This is a genomic window from Rhizobium acidisoli, from assembly GCF_002531755.2.
Classification (GTDB): Bacteria; Pseudomonadota; Alphaproteobacteria; order Rhizobiales; family Rhizobiaceae; genus Rhizobium; species Rhizobium acidisoli.
In genome coordinates, this window is the sequence record NZ_CP034998.1 from 3,798,665 (window position 1) to 3,824,266 (window position 25,602).

21 protein-coding genes and 1 tRNA gene are annotated in these 25,602 nt (G+C 62.4%); 11 read left to right on the forward strand and 11 right to left on the reverse strand.

The features are described from left to right. Positions 1-51: 51 nt before the first annotated feature. The 3 genes from CO657_RS18540 to CO657_RS18550 all read left to right on the forward strand — a co-directional run bounded on the left by CO657_RS18540 (position 52) and on the right by CO657_RS18550 (position 785). Positions 52-128: transfer RNA gene (locus tag CO657_RS18540), tRNA-Arg, on the forward strand. A 145-nt stretch (positions 129-273) separates the two neighbouring features. Beyond that, positions 274-471, forward strand: coding sequence for a BrnT family toxin (locus tag CO657_RS18545; RefSeq protein ID WP_054182469.1), 198 nt, complete (start codon positions 274-276; stop codon positions 469-471). Positions 472-572: 101 nt separating this feature from the next. Then, positions 573-785: a BrnA antitoxin family protein gene (locus CO657_RS18550; protein ID WP_239620445.1), complete on the forward strand. Its 213-nt coding sequence runs from the start codon at positions 573-575 to the stop codon at positions 783-785. A gap of 74 nt (positions 786-859) precedes the next feature. On the opposite strand, the gene CO657_RS18555 is transcribed toward CO657_RS18550, so the two are convergent. Further along, positions 860-1,378 carry a DUF2937 family protein gene (locus tag CO657_RS18555; RefSeq protein WP_054182467.1) on the reverse strand — a complete coding sequence of 173 codons (519 nt, stop codon included), beginning with the start codon at positions 1,376-1,378 and terminating at the stop codon, positions 860-862. A 164-nt stretch (positions 1,379-1,542) separates the two neighbouring features. Between CO657_RS18555 and CO657_RS18560 the strand changes: the two genes are divergently transcribed. Both CO657_RS18560 and CO657_RS36805 read left to right on the forward strand, forming a co-directional pair. After that, positions 1,543-1,803 (forward strand): hypothetical protein, encoded by a 261-nt coding sequence (locus CO657_RS18560; protein ID WP_003589897.1) that lies wholly within the window; start codon positions 1,543-1,545, stop codon positions 1,801-1,803. A gap of 106 nt (positions 1,804-1,909) precedes the next feature. Further along, on the forward strand, positions 1,910-2,062 hold the full coding sequence (locus CO657_RS36805) for a hypothetical protein (RefSeq protein WP_003589895.1): 153 nt from the start codon (positions 1,910-1,912) through the stop codon (positions 2,060-2,062). Between the two features lie 33 nt (positions 2,063-2,095). On the opposite strand, the gene CO657_RS18565 is transcribed toward CO657_RS36805, so the two are convergent. Beyond that, positions 2,096-2,386, reverse strand: a complete 291-nt coding sequence (locus CO657_RS18565) for a BON domain-containing protein (protein ID WP_012559159.1) — start codon at positions 2,384-2,386, stop codon at positions 2,096-2,098. Positions 2,387-2,449: 63 nt separating this feature from the next. Beyond that, entirely contained in the window at positions 2,450-3,100 is a 651-nt protein-coding gene (locus CO657_RS18570) for a hypothetical protein (RefSeq protein WP_054182527.1), read from the reverse strand. A 361-nt stretch (positions 3,101-3,461) separates the two neighbouring features. Between CO657_RS18570 and dxr the strand changes: the two genes are divergently transcribed. Beyond that, positions 3,462-4,652, forward strand: a complete 1,191-nt coding sequence (gene dxr / locus CO657_RS18575) for a 1-deoxy-D-xylulose-5-phosphate reductoisomerase (protein WP_054182526.1) — start codon at positions 3,462-3,464, stop codon at positions 4,650-4,652. Between the two features lie 3 nt (positions 4,653-4,655). Here dxr and CO657_RS18580 read toward each other — a convergent pair whose 3' ends face one another. From CO657_RS18580 to hemA, 7 genes are all read right to left on the reverse strand, one after another. Continuing rightward, positions 4,656-5,741 carry an ABC transporter ATP-binding protein gene (locus CO657_RS18580; protein ID WP_054182466.1) on the reverse strand — a complete coding sequence of 362 codons (1,086 nt, stop codon included), beginning with the start codon at positions 5,739-5,741 and terminating at the stop codon, positions 4,656-4,658. A gap of 11 nt (positions 5,742-5,752) precedes the next feature. Next, complete coding sequence (locus tag CO657_RS18585; protein ID WP_054182465.1) at positions 5,753-7,675, reverse strand: glycoside hydrolase family 127 protein; 1,923 nt, start codon at positions 7,673-7,675, stop codon at positions 5,753-5,755. 19 nt (positions 7,676-7,694) lie between these two features. Further along, on the reverse strand, positions 7,695-8,558 hold the full coding sequence (locus tag CO657_RS18590; RefSeq protein ID WP_054182464.1) for a carbohydrate ABC transporter permease: 864 nt from the start codon (positions 8,556-8,558) through the stop codon (positions 7,695-7,697). Beyond that, positions 8,555-9,472 carry a carbohydrate ABC transporter permease gene (locus CO657_RS18595; protein ID WP_003589886.1) on the reverse strand — a complete coding sequence of 306 codons (918 nt, stop codon included), beginning with the start codon at positions 9,470-9,472 and terminating at the stop codon, positions 8,555-8,557. The genes CO657_RS18590 and CO657_RS18595 overlap by 4 nt, the downstream gene beginning before the upstream one ends. A 74-nt stretch (positions 9,473-9,546) precedes the next feature. Further along, on the reverse strand, positions 9,547-10,785 hold the full coding sequence (locus CO657_RS18600) for an ABC transporter substrate-binding protein (RefSeq protein WP_054182463.1): 1,239 nt from the start codon (positions 10,783-10,785) through the stop codon (positions 9,547-9,549). Positions 10,786-10,848: 63 nt separating this feature from the next. Continuing rightward, a complete protein-coding gene (locus tag CO657_RS18605) occupies positions 10,849-11,826 on the reverse strand; it encodes a LacI family DNA-binding transcriptional regulator (protein WP_054182462.1) in 978 nt (325 codons plus the stop codon). Positions 11,827-12,169: 343 nt separating this feature from the next. After that, positions 12,170-13,384, reverse strand: a complete 1,215-nt coding sequence (gene hemA, locus CO657_RS18610) for a 5-aminolevulinate synthase (RefSeq protein ID WP_054182461.1) — start codon at positions 13,382-13,384, stop codon at positions 12,170-12,172. 326 nt (positions 13,385-13,710) lie between these two features. Between hemA and CO657_RS18615 the strand changes: the two genes are divergently transcribed. The 3 genes from CO657_RS18615 to CO657_RS18625 all read left to right on the forward strand — a co-directional run bounded on the left by CO657_RS18615 (position 13,711) and on the right by CO657_RS18625 (position 22,543). Then, on the forward strand, positions 13,711-13,968 hold the full coding sequence (locus tag CO657_RS18615) for a YMGG-like glycine zipper-containing protein (RefSeq protein ID WP_003582726.1): 258 nt from the start codon (positions 13,711-13,713) through the stop codon (positions 13,966-13,968). A 169-nt stretch (positions 13,969-14,137) separates the two neighbouring features. Next, positions 14,138-16,066: an autotransporter assembly complex protein TamA gene (locus tag CO657_RS18620; RefSeq protein WP_197283874.1), complete on the forward strand. Its 1,929-nt coding sequence runs from the start codon at positions 14,138-14,140 to the stop codon at positions 16,064-16,066. A gap of 54 nt (positions 16,067-16,120) precedes the next feature. Continuing rightward, positions 16,121-22,543 carry a translocation/assembly module TamB domain-containing protein gene (locus CO657_RS18625; RefSeq protein WP_054182459.1) on the forward strand — a complete coding sequence of 2,141 codons (6,423 nt, stop codon included), beginning with the start codon at positions 16,121-16,123 and terminating at the stop codon, positions 22,541-22,543. A gap of 226 nt (positions 22,544-22,769) precedes the next feature. Here the strand turns inward: CO657_RS18625 and CO657_RS18630 are convergent, their stop codons facing one another. Then, the gene (locus CO657_RS18630) at positions 22,770-23,207 is read right to left on the reverse strand and encodes an Lrp/AsnC family transcriptional regulator (protein ID WP_012559170.1); all 438 of its coding nucleotides are present in this window, start codon (positions 23,205-23,207) and stop codon (positions 22,770-22,772) included. 121 nt (positions 23,208-23,328) lie between these two features. Here CO657_RS18630 and rocF point away from each other — a divergent pair, with 121 nt between their 5' ends. Together rocF and rocD are read left to right on the forward strand one after the other, a co-directional pair. Then, positions 23,329-24,264: an arginase gene (gene rocF, locus CO657_RS18635; RefSeq protein WP_054182458.1), complete on the forward strand. Its 936-nt coding sequence runs from the start codon at positions 23,329-23,331 to the stop codon at positions 24,262-24,264. 46 nt (positions 24,265-24,310) lie between these two features. Continuing rightward, positions 24,311-25,510, forward strand: a complete 1,200-nt coding sequence (gene rocD, locus CO657_RS18640) for an ornithine--oxo-acid transaminase (RefSeq protein WP_012559172.1) — start codon at positions 24,311-24,313, stop codon at positions 25,508-25,510. Positions 25,511-25,602 lie beyond the last annotated feature (92 nt).

Sequence of the window (25,602 nt, forward strand, 5' to 3'; positions counted from 1 at the left end):
AACAATTAAGGCTTGGCTTCGCGCCAAGCCTTTTGTATGCATGGCTTCAGTGGTCCCGTAGCTCAGCAGGATAGAGCACCAGATTCCTAATCTGGGGGTCACGCGTTCGAATCGCGTCGGGATCACCATAATGCCGTTACCACTAGGTCATCGCCGCGACCGCGAGGTCGGAGCAATTGAGCTCGCTGCACTTCTCCGCTTGACGTCTGCGAAAGCCTTTTTGTATCCACATTAATTGTTGTCCACGGCATCGAATTATTGTAGATACATTTAATGGAGATCGTGTGGGACGAACCGAAGCGGATTGCCAATATCGAGAAACATGGCCTCGATTTCGCCGATCTGACTTTCGAGTTCTTCCTGTCTTCCGTTGTCGTTCCCGCCAAAGATGGGCGATCCAAGGGCTCTGAGGCGCTTTCGATCATTTCGATGCGGCCCGCCCGCAAGGACGAAAGGAGTATGATCCGATGATTATCAAAGCCCGGAAAACAACCCAGTTTCAGCCTGGCCGCGGCTACTCCAAGGAGGATTGGGATGCCGTCTCCGACAATCCCCCTCTGTCCAAGGAAGAAATGGCAAGCGCCAAGCCCTTCAAGGAGGCATTTCCTGAGGTCGCTGAAAAGATGGAGAGGGCCATTGCAGCCCGCGGTCGACCCAAGCTTGATAACCCGAAGCAACCTCTGAACATCCGTCTCGATGCCGATATCATCCAGTTCTACAAGGCCACTGGCAAAGGCTGGCAGTCAAGGATGAACGATGCATTGCGAAAGGCGGCCGGCTTATAGCGCCCTCCGCAGATCTTCTCCAAAACTGGCGGCCGTCGGCGCTTAAATCTTCAAAAGCTTGGCTAGCCTTATCATCACTTTGCGGAACCACTGGCGCGCCGTGTCCTCACCGCGCGCCGCGTTCCCAATCCCAGCAACGCAGCCACGACCCAGCCACCGACAAACCCAATCGCGCCCCAAACCAGACCCGAAAAGCTAACCGGCACACCCGGCACAAAGTCGCGCCAAGTATTGGCGAACACCACATCGTCCGGCTCGCCTAGCAGCACGAAGGGCTTGGCGACCGGGGCGGCGGTGCCGAGTTTCAGTTGCTGCGCCAGCAGCGTCTCGTAGCGCGTGATCGTGCTCTGCATCGAGACGCCGCGGTCGCGCAGGAAATCGTCGGAGGATTGCGCGTAGGTGTTCAGCGCCTGTTGGCGATCGAGGTGGTGGTCGGCTGCCTGCCTGTTGAAATCCTCGACGATGACGCGCAATTCGTCGATCGCGCCGCCGATCCGCTGGCGGTATTGCTGGGCAAATTCCGGCGCCTGCGAAAAGACCGTGCCGCCGGCAAGCCCGGCGACGATGGCGATGATCCTTGCAATCGGTCCCATTCTCGATGCCTCCGGCGCTTCTCTGCGGTAACGATCCGCGGCCGCAAAGGTTTCTCTTCGACACAATCGGTAACGCTATGTGATTGAACCGACAGCGCTTCCAGCGAGTTGCTCCCCTGACCAATGAGTTGCTCCAATGAGCAACTGAGAAAGAGAGGCTTGTCATGAAACAGATTATTCTTGCCTGCACGCTTGCTGCCGCATCGATCTTTTCCGCAATGCCGTCCCAGGCGGCCAGTGTGACGATCACCACGGGTGATGAGCGCCCGTACTACCGTGATTCGGAACGTCCCTATTACCGCCATCACAGCCCCTATTACCGCCACGATATGCGGCGTTACGTTTCCCGCGACTGCTTTACCAAGACGGAAAAAATCCGCCGCCACGGCCATACGGTCATCAAGGAAACCAGGGTCTGCCGATAGGCGATCCACGCACGAAGCCCGGCTGAACCGCCGGGCTTTTCATTTGATCTGTTGATGCGGAACTTCGCTATATCGGCCGCGTTATTCGGCAAAAGGAGTAAGCGTCATGCGTATCAAGATGACTCTTCTGGCAATCGCCTATGTCGCCGTCAGCGCCGTCCTGCTTGCCATTGCCTATCAGCCGCATGGGCCGGTGTCCCTGCAGAAGACGGATCGCCTGGCAGGTTCGTCCTTCCTGGTCGAGCGCTTCGCCGGTTGACCGGCTGAGCGCTGATTGAGAGATAACGGTGCGTCAGTGCCGCTCATTGAGCGGAGGCCCGCCGAGCAGGATCCGGTTTTGCACCGAATGTACGCCTTCGACGGCCCTCGCAACCGCGGTTGCCCGTTCGATCTCGCCGACGGTACCGACCTGACCGGTCAACACGATCTGATCGTTTTCCATCGTCACTTCGACATCTGATGCATCGATGCCGCCGGCAATCGCCAGCGCGTTGGCGACGGCCGCTTCCACCGATGCACGATTGGCAATTTCCGCTTCCATCTCGGGCTCCAGCCCATGAAATGTCTGTTCCTTGAACACCATGATCCGTTCCTCCTTAAAGTCTGCTGAGGAAACGCCCCTCGGCCGGTTTTGGTTGCAGGGTTGCTACCAGTTGAGGCGATAGCGCAGATTGACGCTGCCGGCCTCATCTTCCGAAAACGGATTGCTCACCGAGGCATCGAGATTGAGGTTCGGCAGGATCGCCTGGTTGACGGCAACCGAACTCGAAAAATCGCCGCTGGCATTGCTGATGCCGGCGCCTGCCGACAGCGAGGTTCCCGTCCAGGGATGGATCAGCTTCAGGGCCTGCGACGCCGTCACCGAGGCCTGTTTGATATCGACCGCATCATATTGCACGCTGATCGACCGGCTCGATTGCATATCGAGCGAATCCGACAGGATCCAGCTGCGCGAGCGGCTAAGCGTCAGCGCGCCGCTGCCGCGCAGCGTATCGACGCTGATCCTTGCGCCCCGCTGCGATTGGCCTGATGGCGTGACGTTTGTCCTGACGATCCTGCCCCAGAGCATTGCCTGTTCGGAATCGGGCAGCGGCGCCCCGCCTTTGGTCGAGGCGAGCGCAATATCGGCGCCGGCGCTGGTTTCCCATTCGGCCGGGAGGCGAAAGCCCATCGTCGCCTTGTAGGATCGGTCGGAGAGTTTGGCCGGCGACCAGATCAGCAGGTCATCCGCCCTCGCCGCAGGGGCGAGCGAGAGGAGGATGGCGAAGAGAATGCAGGCTGCTTTGGCTATCGTCATGAAATCCAACATTTTCACGGACACGGGGGCCGCAGCGCACAAAGATGCGCGCACAACGAACGTGATGGGGGATTGCGGCCAAGCCGCCCATCCCGGTTTCATCCTCGGTTTTAATGTTTGGCCGGAAAGGCCCGCGGCACCTTAGTGCCTTTTCTCGATGGACGCCGCAGCGTCCCGAATTGCCTCTGCGACCGCGAACGGCGCGACGAATTCGAATCCGCCGGCAACGTCACAAGGATCACATCCAGCCGCAGCTCTGTAAACCCCTTGAGGGATGAAATCTGCTGCACCGCACACTTGCCGCCCCCTGCAAAGCCTAGTAGAGCCTGAGCCTACGAGAGAAATTTTCGCGAAATTGCAGATAATGACCGGCAAAACCGCGCCGCGGCGCCTCAGCATCTTCGGCTCGACCGGCTCGATCGGCCAGAACACCCTCAATGTCGTCGATCACCTGGGCGGGCGGGAGAATTTCGAAATCTCCGTACTAACAGGCAACGGCAATGTCGAATTGCTGGCCCGGCAGGCGAAAACCTTCGGCGCGCGGATGGCGGTGACGGCAAACGACCGGCATTACGAGGCGCTGAAGAGCGCGCTTTCCGGCAGCGGCATCGCCGTCGCATCCGGAAAATCCGGCCTGATGGAAGCGGCCGACCGGCAAGCCGACTGGGTGATGGCGGCAATCGTCGGCACCGCCGGCCTGGCGCCGACGCTGGCAGCAGCAAAGCGCGGCGCCGATATCGCCCTTGCCAACAAGGAATGCCTGGTCTCGGCCGGCGATCTGTTCATTGGCGCGATCCGCAAGGGCGGCGGCAGGCTGCTTCCCGTCGACAGCGAACACAATGCGATTTTCCAGGTGCTTGAGGAAAATCAGCGCCATGCCATCGAACGGGTCGTGCTGACGGCTTCGGGCGGCCCCTTCCGCACCGCCTCGCTGAAGGAGATGGCGGGTGTGACGGCGGAGACCGCGCGCGCCCACCCGAACTGGTCGATGGGCCTGAAGATCTCGATCGACAGCGCCTCGATGTTCAACAAGGCGCTTGAGATGATCGAAGCCCGGCATCTGTTCGGCCTGACGCCCGAACAGATCGAGGTCATCATCCATCCGCAATCGATCATCCATTCGATGGTCGGCTATACCGACGGTTCGGTGCTGGCCCAACTCGGCGCCCCCGATATGCGCACCGCAATCGGTTATGCCCTGTCCTTTCCGCGCCGGCCGAACCTGCCGATCGAGCGGCTGGATTTCGCCAAGCTCGCAAGACTCGATTTCGAGGCGCCGGACGAGCTGCGCTTTCCGGCCTTGCGGCTGGCGCGCCTGGCGATGACGCGCGGCGGCGTTCAAGGTGCTGTGCTGAACGGCGCCAAGGAAGTGGCGCTCGAAGCCTTCATCGAAGGGCGGCTGCCCTTCCTCGCCATGGCCGAGATCACCGAAAGGGTCATGGATGATCTGGCCGGCCTGCCGCCGGCTGAAGACATGGACGATGTCTTCGCCGCCGACCGGCAGGCCCGGCAAAGGGCGGCGGATCTGATGAAATTGGAGATCGCCGGCTGAAGCTTACCGCAGCCGGTTGCCAGCCTCGTCGAACAAGCGGCAATCCGCCGGTTCGAACAGCAGGCCGACCTGCTCGCCCGCCGCGATGCTGATCGGTGAGCGGTGCTCGACGGTCAGCGACTGGCCGTCGGCGAGCTGGCAGTAGAGATATTGCGTTCCCCCGAGATATTCCGAGAAATCGACCGTGGCCGTCAGCTTGCCCGACCGATCGGCCGCCACCTTCAGATGCTCCGGCCGCAGACCGAGCGTCACCGCGCCTCCGGCCGGCCGGCCCGAGTTGATCAAGGCGGTTTCGATGTGGGAGCCGGCAACTTCGACCAGTCCCCCCTCGCCGCAGCGGGCATTCAAGAGGTTCATCCTCGGCGAGCCGATGAAGCCCGCCACGAAGGTATTGGCGGGATCTTCGTAGATCTGCCTTGGCGTTCCGGCCTGCTCGACGCGGCCGTCGCGCAGCACGACGATCTTGTCGGCGAGCGTCATCGCCTCGGTCTGGTCGTGGGTGACATAGATCATCGTATTGCCGAGTTCGCGGTGGAGGCGGGCGATCTCGATGCGCATCGAGACGCGCAGCTCCGCATCGAGATTGGACAGCGGCTCGTCGAACAGGAAGACATCGGGTTTGCGCACGATCGCCCGGCCGATCGCCACGCGCTGCCGCTGGCCGCCGGAAAGCTGTCCCGGCCGCCGGTCGAGAAGATGGTCGATCTTCAGGATGGCGGAGGCAGCCTTCACCCGCGTCTCGATCTCGGCAGCTTGGGTGCGCGCCATCTTCAGCCCGAAGGCCAGATTGTCGCGCACGCTCATATGCGGATAGAGCGCATAGGACTGGAAGACCATGGCGATGCCGCGCTCGGACGGATCGAGATCGGTGACAACGCGTCCCTTGATCTCGACCTCGCCGTCGGTCACATCCTCGAGGCCGGCGATCATGCGAAGCAGCGTCGATTTTCCGCAGCCGGACGGGCCGACGAAGACGACGAATTCGCCCTCTTCGATCGTCAGGTCGATCCCGTGGACCACCTGCAGATTGCCATAGCTTTTGCGCACGTCCTGGAGCACGACGCTCTTGTTAGCCATACCGTTCGTCATCCCCAAACGACCTACTTGTCCGACTGGACCCAGACGAGCATCTCTCCGGGCGCGCGGTTGTCCCAGAGATGATAGGGCACGAAACGCGCGGTGGCGACCTGCCTTTGAGCCGGCGCATTGCGGTAGAGCGGTGTTCCCCAGTTCGACGTCTCCTCGCGCTCGACCTTGAGATCGAGGGCGACGGCATCGTTGAGATCCTTCAGCACGACGGTTTCGGCGGCCGGAAGTTCGCGCGGCAGAACGATGGCGTTGAGATCCTCGCCATTGTCGGTCGTCTCGACGCAATAGACCAGGGGCCCGCGCATCAATGCGACACGGCCGGCATCCTGGCGCACCTTCGGATTGGCATATTGCGGGCGCAGCGAAAGCGGCAGGGAAAGGGCGACACGATCGCCATCGACCCACTCACGATCGATCCTGGCATATCCGTCGCGGATATTGGCGGCAAGATCGAGCATCTCCCCATTGACGCTGAGGGTGGCGCCCTCGGCCCAATCGGGAATGCGCAGCGACAGCGCGAATTTGGCCGGCGTCTTGAGCCTGGTGGTGAAGGCGACTGCGCCATCCCACGGATAGTTGGTGGTCTGCGCGAGTTCCACGTCGGCGCCGTTGGCAAGCTTCAACCGGGCGGTGCTTTCGCCGTAGAGATGCACGGCGATCTCATCGTCGGCAACGGCATACATGTAGGAACCGATCGAGGTCACCAGCCGGGCGATATTCGGCGGGCAGCAGGGGCAATGGTGCCATTTCCACCGATGATGCTTGCCGGCACTTTCGAGCGGATTGTCGTAGAAGAAGGTCTTGCCGTCGGTGGAAAGGCCGGGCAGCGCGCCGTTATAAAGCGCCTGCTCCATGATGTCGGCGTAACGCCGGTCCGGACCGCGCCCGAGCATGCGGCTGGCCCAGAATACTAGGCCGACAGAGGCGCAGGTCTCGGCGTAGGCCGTGGCGTTCGGCAGGTCGTAATAGTCGGTGAAACCTTCATTCGAGGCGGCCGGGCCGATGCCGCCGGTGATGTACATCTGCTTGGTTGTGAGGTCGTCCCAGAGCGTTTCCAGCGCCGCCGTCAGGCTGTCGTCCTTATATTCGGTGGCGATATCGGCCATGCCGGAATAGAGATACATGGCGCGCACCGCATGGCCGACGACCTTCTTCTGCTCGCGCACCGGCTGGTGCGCCTGGCCGTACTCATAGGTCTTCTGATGGAAGTCGGCAGCGCTCCGGCCGTCGCGAGCGGCTTCCGCCGTGAAGAAATGCGGCTCGGTGCCGCGCTCGTCGATGAAGAATTTCGACAGCTCGAGATATTTCTTCTCGCCGGTGACGCGGGCGAGCTTGACCAGCGCGAGCTCGACCTCCTCATGGCCGCAATAGCCCGGCAGCTGGCCCTCGCCATGGCCGAACATGGTGATCATGTAATCGGCAAAACGGCACATGATATCGAGCAGCTTGCGCTTGCCGGTCGCCTGATAATAGGCGACGGCGGCTTCCATCAGATGGCCGGCGCAATAGAGCTCGTGATGGTCGCGCAGGTTGGTCCAGCGGCGGGCCGGCTCGACGCGCTGGAACCAGGCATTGAGATAACCGTCCTTGTCCTGCAGCCTCTCATACATGTCGATGATCTCATCGGCGCGCGCTTCCAGCTTCGGGTTCGGCCGGCGATAGAGCGAATAGGCGATGGTCTCGATCGACTTGCCAAGATCGGAATCCCAGAACATCTGCGTGGTCCCGCCCCAGGGCTGAATGGGAATGACGACGCCGGGGCTCGGCTGGTTGACATCGATCGCCTTCAGCATGCCGGCCTCGACGCAGCGGTCGAGCAGGGTTTCGGCGGTGGAATTGCAGACGGCGTCCTGCCATTTGCCCCAGAAGCCGCCGAGTTCCACATCGGGAACGGCGACGGGACGAAACTGGCGGTCGTTGCTTGATTTGGTCATGGCTGGACTTTCCCTATGATCATTTCACGGCGCCGGCCATCAGCCCGCGCATGTAGTAGCGTTGCAGGAGCAGGAAGACGATCAGGCAAGGGATCGTCATGACGACGACGCCGGCCTGCACCGCTCCCCAGTTGATGGCGCCGAGCCGCCCGGCGCGAACCGCCGTCATCAGCACCGGCAAGGTGTATTTCTCATTGCTGGAGAGCAGCACCAGCGCGGCGAGAAACTCGTTCCAGGCATTGAGGAAGGCAAAGATCGCCACCGTCGCCACACCAGGCAGCACCAGCGGCAGCAGAACGCGGGCCAGAAGCCGGAGGTCGCGGGCGCCGTCGATGCGTGCCGCCTCTTCGATCTCCTTCGGTACCGCATCGAAGGCGTTGCGCATCATGAAGACCGAGAAAGGCAGCTGCAGCGTCACATAGACGAGCGTCAGCCCGATGAGCGAATTGTTGAGGCCGAGCTTGGCCAGGATGATGAAGAGCGGCGTCAGGATCGACTGGAACGGGATCATCAGCGTGGCGATGATCAGCACGAACAGTGCATTCTTCATCGGGAAGCGATACCGCGAGAAGCCGTAGCCGGCGAGCAGGCTGACGGCGACGGTCAGCACCACGGTGGCGACCGAGACGAACAGCGAATTGATCATGTGCCGCCAGATGCCGGCGCCGAACGTATCGAGCAGCGCATAGGCGTCGAAGCTGACGCCCGATGTCGGCCATGGCGGCAGCGGCGGCAGGCTGGCTTCGGTCCCCTGGCGGAAGGAGGCGAGCAGCGTGATCGCAAACGGCGCCAGGAAGAAGATCGAGATGGCGATGCCGGTCAGATGATAGGCGGATTTTACGCGGATGGCCTTACGGGCGCGGCGTTCCCTCGAGGTGCTCATGGACGCTCCTCCCCGACGCGCAGCAGCCAGAGCTGCACGATGCTGATCGCCACCAGGATGGCGAGAAGCACGATCGACAGGGCTGCGCCGTAACCGAGATTGAACGACACGAAGGACTGGTTGAAGATGTAGTAGACCACCGAGATCATCTTGTTCTGCGGCCCGCCCGAGGTCATGATGTAGAACTGGTCGAAGGCGAGGATCGAGCCGGTGACCGAGACGATCAGCGCCAGCGCGATCGTCTTGCGCATCAGCGGCAGCGTCAGATGCCGGAAACGCTGCCAGCGGCCGGCGCCGTCGATGCGGGCCGCCTCCGTCAGTTCGGACGGAATGGCCTGCAGGCCGGTAAGAAGAATGATCATGGTGAAGCCGGCGATCTTCCAGACCACCATCACGACAATGGTCAGGAAGGCGGTGTCGAAGGTCGCCAGCAGATTGGGGCTCTTTTCCAAAAGACCGAGCGCTTTCAGGGCCGGGCCGATGAAGCCGCTATCGACATTGGCAAGCCAGACCCAGAGCAGCGAGGCGGTGGCAAGCCCGACGACGACGGGCAGGAAGATGATGGTGCGATAGGCGCTGACGAACTGCCGTTCCTTCTCGACGAAGATGGCGAGCGGAAAGGCGACGGCGAAGATGGCGATGGTGACGATCACGGTATAATAGGCGGTGAAATTCAGCGCCGTCACGAAGCGGGTGTCGTTGACCATGCGGTAATAATTGTTGAGGCCGATCCAGCGCGACGCCCCCATCAGCGGCCAGTTGTGCAGGCTCATCCACCCGGTGAACAGAACCGGCATGATGAAGAAGACGATGACCAGCGCCATGGCCGGCGCGATATAGGCAAGGCCGCGCCAGTTCGATTGGCGCCGTCGCCTGCGCCGAGGCAATAGAATCTCTGAACCGGAACCGGTCATCGAAACGCTCCGCATCTGTCGGTTGGGATTGGCCGGGAAGCTGCCACCGCTCCCCGGCCGCGGCCGGGGGAGAGTTACTGGCCGCTATCGATGATCGATTGCATTTCCGACTGGGCGCTGGAAAACGCGCCGTCGACATCGTCGCCGAAGATCGCGGCGTTGGTGAAGCTTGCCCACGGGCCGTTGGCGCTGTTGATCAGGTCGTTGAACTGCAGCGTATAGGGCGTCTTGGCGACACTGATCGCCTTGAGACCGACCTGCATGCGCGGATCGAGACCTTCGAGCACCTTGTCGGCAATATCGCCGCGTGTCGGCAGGCTGCCGTATTTCGCCATGATCTTCTGGCCGTCTTCCGAATAGACATATTCGAGGAAGCCCTTCACCGCATCGATCTTCTTCGTGCCCTTGGTGATGACGAAATTGTCGCCACCGGCAAAGGACGAAGGCTTGCCGTCGACGCCGGGGATAAGCGTCACGCCGAAATTGATGTCGGGGTGCTCGGTCACCAGCGTGCCGATGGCAAAGGCGCCAAGGCTCTGCTGGCCGATCTTGCCGTTGGTGAAGGTCAGGAAGTTGGCGCCGGTATCGCTGGCCGCACCCGCCGGCACCAGGTCCTTCTTGACCATGTTGCGGTAGATATCGACGGCCTTGCGCATCTGCGGGGTATCAAGCGTCGCCGTCTTGCTGTCGGCCGACAGGATATCGGCGCCGGCACCCCAGGTGAGCGGCGTGAAGGTGAAGATCATGCAGCCGCCGCAGCCGCCGCCGGAGAAATAAAAGCCGTAGGTATCGTCACCCAAGGCCCGGATCTTCTCGGCATTGGCGGTGATTTCATCCCAGTTGGCAGGCGCCTTTTCCGGGTCGAGACCGGCCTTCTTGTAGAGATCCTTGTTCCAGGCAAAGACCGACGTCTCCACCGAGAGCGGCAGGCCGTAGATCTTGTCCTGATAGGTGCCGAGGCGGACATGCGAGGGCGACAGCGAGTTGAAATAGGGCAGCGATTTCGCCCAGTCTGTCAGATCCTCGAGCTGGCCGGCCGCGGCAAAGGCGGGATTATAGATCAGGTCCATCGACAGGGCATCGGGCGCCTGTCCGCCGGCGATCGCCGTCGCATATTTCTGCACCAGTTCGGAGAACGGCACTTCGGTCATCACGACCTTGTTCTCATGGCCGGAATTATAGGCTTCGACGACCTTCTTGAAGGCGTCGCCGATGCCCGAACGAACCCACATTTCGACATTTTCAGCCGCCGACGCAGCCGAAAACAGGCATAAGCTAGCGATGCTGGTCGCCGCCAAAAGACGCTTGATCATGACACTCCTCCCGATATGGCGCATCTCCCTGCGCCTTTTGCTCATTCCCTAGATTTCATTCCCTTAATCATTCGGGGTCTTGCCCCCGCATGACTGCCGGACGATCAGCCGGCACGGCAATTTCCTCACGCCCGGCTCGACAGGCCGTCCTTCCGCAAGCGCCAGCACCGTCAATCCGGCCTGCCGCCCGAGCTCCTTCAACTCCATATCCACCGTCGTCAGCGGCGGCCGCGTCTGGGCCGCGACAATCTCCCAATTGTCGAAGCCGATCAGCGAGACGTCCTGCGGCACCTTGACGCCGCGCTCGCGCAGCGCATCGGCGGCACCGCGGGCGATCTGGTCGTTGCCGCAGAACAGCGCATCGGGCTTTTCCCCCGGCCTCTTCCAAAGCTTCTCGACCGCCTCATGGCCCCAGCTTTCCGACCAGACGCCGTAAAGCACCGGCTCGCGGTGGCCTGCCACCTCGTGATAGGCGCCGGCGCGTTCCCGCACCGAGAAGAAATCCTCCGGCCCGGTGATATGGGCAATCCGCCGCCGCCCGATCTTGGCGAGCCATTCCACCGCCAGTCTTGCGCCCTGTTCGTCGTCCGAACGAAAGGTAACGCTGTTCTGCGTCCCCTCGGTGAAGGCGTAGACGACAGGCACATGCAAATTCGACAGGTCGACCGGCAGGCGCCGGTCCAGCCGCTTTCCCGTGGCGATGATGCCGTCGACCTGCTTGTCCAGCATCGCATCGACATGGATCTGGGCGAGCGCCGGATCGTCTTCGATGGCGCACAGGAAAACCGAAACGCCGTGATCGACGAGCGCGTCCGAAATACCCGCCATCACGGGCAGCGTGAAACGGCCGTAGGTGTCGTTGGTCAGCAGCCCGATCGTGAAGCTACGCTTGCTGAGAAGACCTCTTGCCAGCGCATTCGGCCGATAACCGATTTCGCCGGCAATGCGCTTCACCCGCTCGCGGGTTTCCGCGCCCATCCGGCCGGTGTCGTTGAGCGCCTTCGACGCGGTCGAGATGCTGACCGCGGCCGCCGCCGCCACCTCATGGATGGTGATCCTGCCTCTTTTTCCTCCCGATATGTTCAGACCGTCCTCCTTCTGAAGTGGCTTGAGAAAAGCTTTTACCAACCGTTATGTCAAGTGAGAAAAGGTTTTCTCATTTTGCGCATGCGTAGTCGGCGGAGGGGCGGTCGGCGGCAAGGGGAAAACGCAGAGAAGGAGCCACGCGCATCGGCGGACCGGTTGCGGCGCATCATCGGCATCGAGCCGGCGCCGAACGGATGATCTGGGTCAGGATAGGGAAGGTTGGCCGGCCGGAGAGGCGCACAGCCGATCACCGTCAGGACCTCCAAGGGAGGTCCTGAATGGCGCGGTCATCGAAAAATCAGGCGACGTGTCTTGCCAGCGCGCAGCGCGACCAGAGCGAATGCAGCGCCTCGACCAGATGGGCGATATCGGCATCCGAATGCAGCGGCGTCGGGGTGATGCGCAGGCGCTCGGTCTTCTTCGGCACGGTGGGATAGTTGATCGGCTGGACATAGACGCCGCAATTGTCGAGCAGCAGGTCGGAAATCCACTTGCACTTGGCGGCATCACCGACCAGCACCGGCACGATATGGCTCGGATTGGGCACATGCGGAATGCCGCTCTGGTCGAGCAGCATCCGGAGCTTGCGCACCCGGTCCTGATGGCGGGCGCGCTCGAACTGGCTGACCTTCAGGTGCTGGATCGAGGCGACCGCACCGGCGGCAAGCGCCGGCGGCAGCGCTGTGGTGAAGATGAAGCCGGAGGCAAAGGAACGGATGAAATCGCAAAGCGCTGAAGACGCGGCAATATAACCGCCCATCACCCCGAAGGCCTTGCCAAGCGTGCCCTCGATGACGGTCAGCCGGTCCATCAGCCCCTCGCGCTCGGCAATGCCGCCGCCGCGCGGGCCGTACATGCCAACCGCATGCACTTCATCGAGATAGGTCATCGCGCCGTATTTGTCGGCGAGGTCGCAGATTTCCTTGATCGGGGCGATATCGCCGTCCATCGAATAGACGCTTTCGAAAGCGATCAGCTTCGGCGCCTTCGGATCGGCGGCCTTAAGCTTGGCTTCGAGATCGGCGACGTCATTGTGCTTCCAGATCACCTTGTCGCACTTGGCATGACGGATGCCCTCGATCATCGAGGCATGGTTCAGCGCGTCGGAGAAGATGATCAGGCCGGGGATCTTGGCGCCAAGCGTGCCGAGCGCTGCCCAGTTGGACACATAGCCCGAGGTGAAGATCAGGGCTGATTCCTTGGCGTGCAGATCGGCAAGCTCAAGCTCAAGCATGACGTGATAGTGGTTGGTGCCAGAAATATTCCGGGTGCCTCCCGCACCCGCGCCACAGTGGTCGATGGCGTTTTTCATCGCCTCGATCACCTTCGGGTTCTGGCCCATGCCGAGATAGTCGTTGGAGCACCAGACCGTGACTTCCTTTTCGCCATCGGCGGTATGGCGCGTCGCGCGCGGAAAATTGCCGCGGTGACGCTCGAGATCGGCAAAAACGCGGTAACGGCCCTCGGCATGAAGCCCGTCCAGTTCGTTTTTGAAAAACGCTTCGAAATCCATGCAGGTGCTCCAGTATCGCGCGGCCGTTCTTGCCGACCGGACGTCCGCGCGTCAATGCTTACCCTTTGCTTTAACATCAACTGCGGCAAAAGGCCCAGTTTTTTGAATGATTCCAGATAAAAAATCTGCGAGTTGTGATCAATGAAATTGATGCCGCGGAACGCCGCCTGGTTTGCGATCCCTGCATAGGACGACGATAGCCACATCGCAAAAAAATCGGCGCAACAGTGGACAACCCTTTCTTCCGACATAGTTTTCGCTCTAGTCTGACGAAAAATAAAAAGGGACGGCCTCTGCCCGCTGGGCAACAACCTCGGAGAGAAAAGATGAAAAAAGCTGTCATACTCGCATTGATCGGCCTGTCGATCGCAAGCTGCACGCCGACTCAACAGGGCGCCGGCATCGGCGCTGCATCAGGTGCGGTCATCGGCGGCGCAGTCACTGGCAACGTCCGCGGTGCAGCCGTTGGCGCCGCGATCGGCGGTGTGTCCGGCGCCCTTATCGGCAGCGTCGCCGAACAGCCCGGCCAGTGCTACTATCGCGACCGCTACGGCCGCCGCTATATCGATACCTGCCCGCGCTGATACCGCTGGCAAACCGGTAAACACAGGAAATCCCGGACACACCTCCGGGATTTTTTGTGCTAAATTAGTGCGCTGGCAATTTAAAATGGTACACCCCGCGCGATTTTGCCGCTAAGCTGTTCACGGCTGGGCAACGAAGCTTCATTGAAGACCTAACCAAAAGCAGCGTATGCGGATTAGAGGGACAGGCCCGAAAACAGGTACTGCGTATCGGCGAACAGGCACCATGATGGTGGTCGCAGCAGCAGCTGCGTTCTCACCGGTCCTGATCGGCGACGCTTACGCCTTCAAGCTTTTCGGCATCACCATTTTCGGCAAGGACGAGGACGAAGCGCAGCAGGTGCCCGATCCGGTGCGCTATAACGTCGATCTCAAAGCCGACACCGCCGATCCCGACCTGAAAGAAGCGCTGCAAAACAGCTCCCGCCTCCTCAGTGACCAGAAGCTGCCGGTTTCCGGCGACCTCGGCGTCGTCGTCAAAGCGCGCGACGACCGCGAGCGGCTGATCGCAGCTCTTTATGAAAAGGCCCGTTACGGCGGCGTGGTAACGATCACCATCGACGGCAAGAATATCGACGAGCTGCCGCCCAATCCGACATTCGACCGGTCCGGGCCGGTCCCGGTCACCGTCGACATAAAGCCGGGCCCGATCTTCAAGGTCAGGGAAGTGCAGTTCGGCGGCGATGCAGCAAACCACAATCCCGCCGATTACGATCTGGCCCCGGGCGCCCAGGCCGGCTCGCTTGCCATCATCAAGGCCGGCGACAAGATCGTCGAGCAGCTAAAGAGCGAAGGCCGGCCCTTCGCCAAGCTCACCGAACGCAAGGTCGTCGCCGACCACAGGAGTGACACCGTCGATATCGTCCTTGCGGCCGAAGGCGGCCCGGTCGCCCCGATCGGCGATGTCGGCGTCACCGGCGAAAAAACCGTCAAGCCGGGGTTCATCCAGCGTTATTCCCGGCTCGACAAGGGCGAAGCCTATTCCCCGGAAGCGCTGAAAAAAGCCGGCGAGCGGCTTCGCGCCCTTGGCGTCTTCTCAAGCGTCACCATCCACGAAGGCGATGCGCTGGCGCCGGATGGTACGCTGCCGATGACGATCGAGGTTTCCGAAGGCAAGCAGCGCTATTTCGGCGTCGGCGCCCAATATTCCACCACCGACGGCTTCGGCGTCCAGGGCTATTGGGGCCATCGCAACCTGTTCGGCGAAGCCGAAACGCTGCGGATCGAGGGATCGGTGTCGCGGCTCGGCGAAACCACCGATGTCGGCAGCCTCGACTATTCCGCCGGCATCCTCTTCACCAAGCCCGGCGCCTTCTTCCCCGCCGCCACGCTGAAGGCCGGCATCGTCGCCAAGACCGAGAATCCGGATGCCTATAATGCGACGCTCGTCACCGCCTCGCTCGGCCTCTCCTACGAGCTGACCGACCGGGACACCGTCTCGGCAAGCGGCGAGGTCAGCTGGGAGCGCGATGACGACGCCTTCGGCACCAACGACTACCTGACCTTCACCCTGCCGCTTCAATATGACCGCGACGCCCGCGACGACAAGTTCAACCCGACGGAAGGCTATCGCGCAACATTTTCGGCCAAGCCCGGTTACGAGATCTTCAATGCCACGCCCTATGCGGCATTCCAGGGCTCGATCTCCGGCTATCTGCCCTTCGGCGCCGAGGATGGCATGGTGCTGGCCGGCAAGGTCGCCGCCGGCGTCCTGATCGGCGGCGGCGGCATCGAGAATATTCCGGCCACGCAGCGCTTCTTTGCCGGCGGCGGCGGCTCCGTGCGCGGATACAGCTTTCAGGAAATCTCGCCCTATAACGATAATGGCGATCCGACAGGCGGCCGCTCCTATGTCACCGGTTCGCTGGAAGCCCGCATCAAGATCACCGACACGATCGGCATTGTGCCCTTCATCGATGTCGGCACCGTATCGGACAGCACCTTTCCCGGTTTTTCGGATATCCGCGCCGGCGCCGGCGCCGGAATACGATATGCCACACCTTTCGGCCCGCTGCGGCTTGATTTTGCCATGCCGCTGAACAAGTACGAAGGTGGCACAGATTATGGAATCTACGCCGGCATCGGCCAATCCTTCTAGAAGGGCCGATATCGATTTGTGAACCATCGTGAAAACGGGGTAGTGTCCGCGCCGATGCAAATGCTGGCAAAAATCGTCAACTGGTTCCTGCGGCTCACCGCTTATGGTGTGGGCGCCATCTTGATTCTTGCCGTCCTGGCACTGGCGATCTTCGGCTTCACCGCCTTTGGCGCCCGCATCGTTACCGAAAAGATCGCCTCGACGCTGTCCAACCGCGATATGACGATTACCGTGCGTGAACCGCAAGGTCTTTTGACCGGCGGGCTTCGCGCCGCCGAGATCACCGTTTCCGACACCAGGGGCGTCTTTGCGGAAATTCACGGCATCGCCATCGACTGGAACCCGCTGGCGCTGCTGACCGGAACCTTCCATGCCAAACGCTTCGAGATCGAAGCGATCGACGTGCTGCGCAAGCCGGCGCGCACCCTGCCCTCGCGGCATGCAGCGGAAAATGCCGGCGGTTTCAGTCTTCCGATCAAGGTCGATATCGACCGCGTCGCGCTGCCCGACATCAAACTGGCCGAACCCTTTGCCGGGCGCGCCTTCGCGCTCGCCGCCGAAGGCAGCCTGTCGGCAAACCGCGATGGCGGCGAGGCAATCGTCAATGTCCGCCGTCATGCCGTCCCGGATGCCCACCTTGTCGCCGATATCGCCTATGCGCCGGCGGAAAACCGGCTGCGGCTGAAAGCGCAGCTTGCCGAACCGAAGGGTGGGCTGCTGGCAGGCTTTCTCGGCCTGCCCGACAATCCCGCCGTCAACATCGATCTCGACGGCCAGGGACCGATATCCGACTGGAGGGGCAAAGTGCAGGCCGCTCTCGACGGCCAGCAGCGCGCCGCGATCGAGGCCCGGCATCAGATCAGCGCGGACGGCCTGCATCACCTCGACCTCAAGGGCGGCGGTGACCTGAGCTCGCTGCTTCCATCGGCATTCCGGCCGCTTTTTTCAGGCCAGACCAATATCGATCTGGCCACAACCTTCGACGACCACGGCAAGATCGATATCCAGACCGGCAATATCGCCACCGGCAGCGTCGTCATCGCCGCCTCGGGCACGCTCGATCCGGCCGGCAACAACAGCCTGAACGCCAACCTGCTCGGCACATCGGGGCCTGTCGATTTCCGCTGGCCGCTCGCCGAAGGCGAAGCGCGCTTCCTGATTTCAGGCCTCAACCTGGCCCTGACGGGCGATGCCCAGGCGGCCCGACTGAATGTCAGCGGCTCGCTCGATACCGCAACCCTACCGCAAGCCGTTATCGGCAATGTCAAACTGACGGCAAAGAGCGACGCCTTCAATCTCGCCGCCCGATCCGGCAGCGTCCAGCTGCGTCTCGTTGCCGGCGACATGACCTTTGCGGAGCCGAACCTCAATCGCGCCGTCCAGGGCCCGGTGACGATCGCCTCTCCCCTGCAGATAACGCCCGGCAGCATCGGCTTTAACGGCACCACCCTCGAAAGCGCCAATATCAACGGCGGCCTGAACGGCTCCTACCGGCTGGCAGACCAGGCGCTGACCGGCAACGTCAAGCTCAGCGTCGCGCCGGCCGCCCTGCCGGTTGCGGTCTCGGGCAGGTTCGACGGACCGATCACACTCGAAAGCCAGCTGACCGGCACCATCCCGTCGAAATTCGCGCTGTCCAACCTCGTCCTGACCTCCGGCACGCTTGAGGCCGCCGGCAATGTCGCGCTCGACGGCTCGAAGGTGAATGCCGATCTTTCCGGCCGGCTGCCCGACATCGGCAAACTCATGACCGGCGCCAGCGGCGGGGCCGGGTATGCGTTGAGAGTGGGCGGCGAGCTGCCAGCCATCTCGGTGACGGCCAATCTCAAGTCCCCCAGCCTTAAAATGGCTGAGCGGACGCTCGGCAACCTCAATATCGACCTGTCGGGTCTTGCCGATCCCAAGGCGCCGCAGGGCAAGATCGCTGCAACCGGCACGATCGACGGCCAGCCGATCGCCATCAACGGCGACATCAGCTCCGCGGACGGCCGGATGCGTATTCCGGCGCTGACCGCCGATATCGGCGGCAACCGGCTGACCGGTAATCTGGAATTCTCGCCCGCCCTGGAGCCGACAGGCGCGCTGACCTTCGACTTCCCCAATATCAGCCTGCTCGCGGCACTCGGCGGGCAGAAGGCCGAAGGCGATCTCAAGGGATCGCTTGGCGTCGCCAGCGACAATGGCAAGATCGCGCTCAAGCTGCGTGCATCAGGCGCATCGATCCGTCGTGATACGCTTGCGATCGTCAAGCCGGATATCGATGTCACGGTCAGCGATCTCAGCGCCCTTGCGGCAAACGGCACGATCAAGGCCGAGGAACTGAATGCCGGGGCAAACAAGATCGCCGGCCTTTCGCTCGGTTTCACCAGGCAGCAGAACCAGACCGATTTCGATCTTAATGCCGCCTATGACGGCAACCCGGTGCTGGCCGCCGGCAATATCGAGATGGCGGATGGGGCGATCGACCTTAACCTTGACCGCTTTTCGGCAAGCCCCCGCAATATCCCGGTCGAACTTGCGGCACCGACGCAGGTCGCAATTGTCGGCGGCACCGCCAGCCTGACCGGGCTGACGCTGAAAACAGGCACCGGCTCGGTGAGCGTCACCGGTTCGGCCGGCGAGACGCTGAAGCTTGATGCCGACATTCGCGACCTGCCGGCGGCTCTCGCCAACGGTTTCGTGCCGAACCTTTCGGCCGGGGGTACGATCTCCGGAAAGATTGCCGTGACCGGAACGCCGGCCGCACCCGTCGCCGACTTCAAGCTCGACTGGAAGGATGCGACGACCGGCCAGACCAAGGGAGCCGGGTTGGCGCCGCTCGGCATCACCGCCGGCGGCAAATTCGCCGACAACAAGCTTGATTTCGACACGACGATTGGCGGCGGTGACGGCCTGTCCCTCAGGGCCGCCGGCAATGTCGCACTCGCCGACCCGAAGGCGCCGGCGCTTGATATCGACGCCGACATTCTCAACCTGCCGGCCCGCATCGCCAATGGTTTCGTTCCCGATCTCGCTGCAGCAGGCGTGATCACCGGGAAGATCTCGGCGACCGGACCGCTGTCCGCGCCGACCGCCAATTTCGATCTCGATTGGAAAGATGCCGCGACGAGCCATACCAAGCGCGCCGGCCTTGGCGACCTCGCGGTGAAGGCATCCGGTAAATTCGCCGACAGCAAGCTCGATTTCGACACGGCGATAGCAGGCGCCGACAGCCTCTCGCTGAAGGCAACCGGCAATGTCGCCGTCACCGGCACGACGATCGGCAACGTCAAGGTTGATGCAACGCTCAAAAATATCCCGGCCGGCATCGCAAACAGCTTCGTCGCCGATCTTGCTGCCAAAGGCGCGATCTCCGGAACGGTTTCGGCGGCAGGCTCGCTTGCCGCTCCCACAGCCAATTTCGACCTTGATTGGAAGGATGCTGCGACCAGCCACACCAAGCGTGCCGGCCTTGCAGACCTCGCGGTGAAGGCATCCGGTAAATTCGCCGACAACAAGCTTGATTTCGACACGGCGATAGCGGGCGCCGACAGCGTCTCGCTGAAGGCAAACGGCAATGTCGCCATAACCGGCACGACGATCGACAACGTCAAACTCGATGCAACGCTTAAAAATATCCCGGCCGGCATCGCAAACAGCTTCGTCGCCGATCTCGCCGCCGAAGGCGCGATCTCCGGAACGGTTTCGGCCGCAGGCTCGCTTGCCGCCCCGACCGCCAATTTCGACCTTGATTGGAAGGATGCTGCGACCAGCCACACGAGGCGTGCCGGCCTTGCCGCTCTCGGCCTGACCGCCTCGGGAAAATTCGCCGACAACAAGCTTGATTTCAACGCCGCGGCCAGCGGCGCCGAAGGCCTCTCGCTGAAGAGCACCGGCAATGTCGCCCTCGCCGGCACGACGGTCGAAAACATCAAGGTCGACGCCGAGATCGCCAAGATTCCGGCCAGCCTCGCAAATGCCTTCGTTCCGGATCTGGCGGCCGGCGGCACCATATCGGGCACCCTGTCCGCCGCCGGGACCCCCGCCGCACCGAATGCCGACTTCAAGCTCGCCTGGACCGATGCCGCGACCAGCCACACCAGAAGCGCTCATCTTTCGGGACTGGCGCTTGCCGCCTCCGGCCATTTCGCCGACAACCGGCTCGATTTCGATGCCGATCTCGGCGGCAAGGACGGCCTCTCGCTGAAAGCCAAGGGCAATGTCGCAACGGCAGGCACCTCGGTTCGCAACCTTGACGTCAAGGCCGATCTCGCCAACCTGCCGGCAGCCCTTGCCAACGGCTTCGTCCCCGGTCTGGCCGCCGAGGGCACGGTGTCTGGAACGGCATCTGCCTCCGGCGCCCTGCCCAAACCCGCCGTCGATTTCAAGCTCCACTGGAAGAACGCCGCAACCGCTCAGACCAAGAGCAGCGGCCTTTCCGGCCTGAGCGCGGCGGCATCCGGAAAATACGCCAATGACAGGGTCGACTTCGATGCCAACCTTGCCGGCAAGGACGGGGTGCTGGCCAAGGCGACCGGCGGCGTTACCATCGCCGGAACGGCCATCCGCGATCTTTCGATCAATGCCGATATTCCCGCCCTTCCGGCCAATATCGCCAATGCCTTCGTTCCCGGCCTCGGTGCCGAAGGCACAGTTTCGGCCAACGCCGTCACCTCGGGAACGCCTGAAAAACCGATCGTCGATTTCAAGCTGGACTGGAAGGATGCCGCAACCAGCCACACCAAGGCTGCCGGCCTCTCCCGCCTGGCACTGGCGGCGACGGGAAAATACGCCGGTGACCGGCTCGATTTCGATGCCGATCTCAGCGGCAGCGGCGGCATTGCGCTGAAAGCCGCCGGCAATCTTTCGCTCGCCGGCACCTCGATCCGCGCGGTCGATGCCACCGTGAATGCCGCCAATGTTCCGGCTGCGATCGCCAACGGCTTTGTTCCGGGCCTTGCAGCCGAAGGCGCGGTCTCGGCAACCGCAAAAGCCACCGGCGCGCTATCGGCGCCGTCAGTCGATTTCAAGGTCGACTGGAAGAACGCCGCAACCAGCCAGACAAAAGGCGCCGGCCTTTCGCCGTTCACCATCGGCGCATCAGGCAAACTTGCCGGCAACAGGCTGACGGTCGACACCAGCCTTGCCGGTGATGCCGGCATGTCGCTGAAGGGCGGCGGCAGCGTCGTGATCACAGGCAATCGCGCCCTCGACATGCACTTCAACGGCAATCTCCCTTTCGCCGTGCTCGGCGCGCCGCTTGCGCAGCAGGGCCTCGTTGCCGACGGCGTCGCCACTCTCAACCTGCAGGTTGGCGGAACGGCCGCGGCACCCGTCATCAACGGCACCGTCTCGACCAATGGCGCCAAGCTCGTCGACGTCCGGCGCAATCTCGCCGTCAACAATCTCGCGGCGACGGTCACCTTCAACGGCAGCCAGGCGGTGATATCGCGCCTCAGCGGCAACCTCGGGGGCGGCGGCACGATTTCGGCAAGCGGCACCATCGGCATCCAGCCGGCCGGCGGCTTTCCCGCCGATATTTCGATCAAACTCGACAAAGCGGTCTACGTCGATGGAACGCTCGTCGTCTCCACTGTCAACGGCACACTCGGTCTGCGCGGCCCGATCATGAATTCGACGCTGAGCGGCAAGCTTCGGCTGGACAAGACCTCGATCACCGTCCCGGAAAAATTGCCGACCTCGCTCAGGGAAATCGACATCCGCCACAAGAATGCGCCGCGGGCAGTGCTTGCGCAGCTGCGCGACGATGGCGAACGGAAACCGACCGAGAAATCCTCCACCATCACCCTTGATCTCGAAATCGACGCGCCTTCGCATATCTTCGCGCGCGGCCGCGGCATCGATGCCGAGCTCGGCGGCAAGGTGACGATCCGCGGCACGGCGGCAGCGCCGATCGTGACCGGCGGATTCACCATGCGCCGCGGCCGGCTGACCATTCTCAACCGCCGTCTGGATTTCACCGACAAGAGCCGGATCACCTTTGCCGGCGACCTGACGCCGGCCCTTGATATGGAAGCGACCTCGGCCTCCGGCTCGACGACGCTGACCGTCGACGTCGCGGGCCTCGCCACCGACCCGGCAATCACCTTTTCCTCCTCGCCGCAGCTGCCGCAGGATGAGGTGCTGGCGCAGCTGATCTTCGGCCAGTCGATGTCAAAACTCTCGCCGGTGCAGATCGCCCAGCTCGCCGACGCCGTCAGCCAGCTGGCCGGCAACCGCTCGACCTCGCTTTTCGAAGGCCTGCGCAATCAGCTCGGTGTCGACGATCTCGACATCAGCACCGATTCCAAGGGCCAGACGAGCGTCAGCGTCGGCCGTTATCTCAACGACCGCACCTATTTCGAATTGCAGCAGGGCGGCGCAGCCGGCGCCAAGGCAATCATCAACCTCGACGTCGGCCGCGGCGTCAAGTTGCGCGGTGCCGCCGGCGGCAACGGTGCCGGCGAAGCCGGTGTCGTCTACGAACGGGAATATTGAGCCGGCTTAATTCACAAGTACACGGCGGATGGCTGTCTGATTCGGACCGACGGCTGCCCCTCACCCTAACCCTCGCCCCGTAAGAACGGGGAGAGGGGACGTGCCCTGCGAGGGGCGGAGAGGTCGCGGCTATTCCCCTTCGCCCCGTTTACGGGGAGAAGGTGCCGGCAGGCGGATGAGGGGCGGGCTCGCCGATTTCACCGGCCAGGGCGTCGCGTGAAATACGCTAAAAACCCGTCTTGCTGGTCTTCAGCAGAATATTGCTCTCGGTCGAATTGATGCCGTTGATCAGCCGGATACGGCGCAGCGTCTCGTCGAAAGAGGCAAGGTCTCGATCCTCGAGCTCGGCGACGAAATCCCATTTGCCGTTGGTGCTGTGCAGGGCGCGGACCTGCGGCAGGCCGCGCAGCTGATCGGCCACCCTGTCGGCGAGCTTGCCGAGCACCTCGATCATGACGATGGCGCGCACGCCGGCGGACCGCGTCTCGTGACCGGTGCGGATGGTGAAGCCGACGATGGTGCCGCCGGCGACCAGCCGGTCGATCCGGGCGGCAACCGTTGCCCGCGAGGCGCCGGTCATCGCCGCAAGCGAGGAGACGGAAATCCGGGCATTGTGGCGAAGTGCACTTAGAAGCTCGGTATCGAGATCGTCCACGCTGATCACTTTGTCAAAATAGGTTTATCAATTTGCGCAATCATAATCCATTTCTGACACTTTTCCATCTTTTTGCCGTCAGCCCTTTATCCCACTATCAGCCAAACCGGCCTCACCACGGAGCCCTCGAATGAATGCCCAATCGCAATCTGTCACCCTTATCGGCGCGCCGCTGGAAGAAGGCTCCGGCCGCAGGGGCGCGGCCATGGGCCCGGCGGCCCTGCGCATCGCCGGCATCGATCAGACGTTGATCGAGCTCGGCCACGACGTCGCCGATCTCGGCGATCTCAGGATCGTACCGGCGATGGATCTACCGAATCATCCGAAGGCCCATAATCTGAGAATCGTCGGCGCCTTCACGCGGGCGCTCGAAAGCAGCGTCCATGACGTCGCCGCCTCCGGCCGCTTCCCGCTCATTCTCGGCGGCGACCACAGCCTTTCGATGGGCAGCGTATCCGGCATGGCGCGCTACGCCGCCGGCAAAGGCCGCCCGCTTTTCGTGCTCTGGCTCGATGCCCATGCCGATTTCAACTCTCCGGCCACTTCGCCTTCCGGCAATATTCACGGCATGCCCGTCGCCTTCTTCTGCGGCGAGGCGGAGTTCGCCGAGATCCTGCCGAGCGATCGTGCCTTCGTCGACCCGAAGAATGTCTTCCAGGTCGGCATCCGTTCGGTCGATGCGCGTGAGCGCGAGGAAATCCACGAACACGGCGTCAACGTCTTCGATATGCGCGCGATCGACGAGCAGGGCATCGGCGCCATCATGCGTGAGATCCTCGATGTAGTCGCCAAGGCGAACGGCCTGCTGCATGTCAGCCTCGACCTCGATTTCCTCGATCCCGAAATTGCCCCCGGCGTCGGCACGACGGTGCCTGGCGGCGCGACCTTCCGCGAGGCGCATCTGGTGATGGAAATGCTGTCCGACAGCGGCCTCGTCTCGTCGCTCGATCTCGTCGAACTCAATCCGTTTCTCGACGATCGCGGCAAGAGCGCCCGCGTCCTGGTGGAACTGACGGCAAGCCTCTTCGGCCGCCGTATCTTCGATCGCCCAACCCGTGCCGCATAGTAGGCCCGCCCGCCTATCGGCATCATGATCTAGAGGGGGAAGAACCATGAACACTTCGGAAAAACTGATCGCCACCGAACAGCGTCTCGGCGCCCACAATTACAAGCCGCTCGACGTGGTGCTGACCCGCGGCGAAGGTGTTCATGTCTGGGATACCGACGGCAATCGTTACCTCGATTGCCTCTCGGCCTATTCCGCCGTCAACCAGGGCCATTGTCACCCGAAAATCCTCGCCGCCATGGTCGAGCAGGCGGGAAGATTGACGCTGACCTCCCGCGCCTTCCGCAACGATCAGCTCGCTTATCTCTATGAAGAGCTCGCGGCGTTGACCGGATCGCACAAGATCCTGCCGATGAACTCAGGCGCCGAAGCGGTGGAGACCGCCATCAAGGCGGTGCGCAAATGGGGATACGAGGTCAAAGGTGTACCGGAAGGCCAGGCCGAGATCATCGTCTGCGCCGATAATTTCCATGGCCGGACGCTGAGCATCATCAGTTTCTCCACCGATCCCGACGCCCGCACCGGCTTCGGCCCCTACACCTCGGGCTTCCGCACCATTCCCTTCGGCGATGCCGAAGCCTTCGAGGCCGCCATCAACGGCAATACGGTCGCCGCCCTGATCGAGCCGATCCAGGGGGAAGCCGGCGTCATCATCCCGCCGGCCGGATACTTCACCCGCATCCGCGAGCTCTGCACCGATAACAACGTCACTCTCATCCTCGACGAGATCCAGACCGGCCTCGGCCGCACCGGCAAGCTCTTGGCGGAGGAACATGAAGGCATCGAGGCCGATGTGACGCTGATCGGCAAGGCGCTGTCCGGCGGCTTCTATCCCGTCTCGGCGGTGCTTTCCAATTCCGCGGTACTGGGGGTACTGAAGCCCGGCCAGCATGGCTCCACTTTCGGCGGCAATCCGCTCGCCTGCGCAGTGGCGCGCGCCGCGCTGAAGGTGCTGACGGAAGAGGGCATGATCGAGAACGCCGCTGATATGGGCGACTATTTCCTCGAAGGCCTCAGGTCGATCCGCTCGAACATCGTCAGGGACGTGCGCGGCCGCGGCCTGATGATGGCTGTCGAACTGGAACCCGAAGCCGGCGGCGCGCGGCAATATTGTCATGCGCTGAAGGAACGCGGCCTGCTCGCCAAGGATACGCATGACCATACGATTCGCCTCGCTCCGCCGCTGGTCATCACCAGGGAGCAGGTCGATTGGGCGGTCTCGCAGATCGAAAAGACCATAAGCTGAGGTCAATCGAGGACGAAACCTTCGCAAATCCGGTTCCCGATTTAGATTTGGGCAATACTCTTCCGCTAATGTCGTCGATAACCGTAACGATG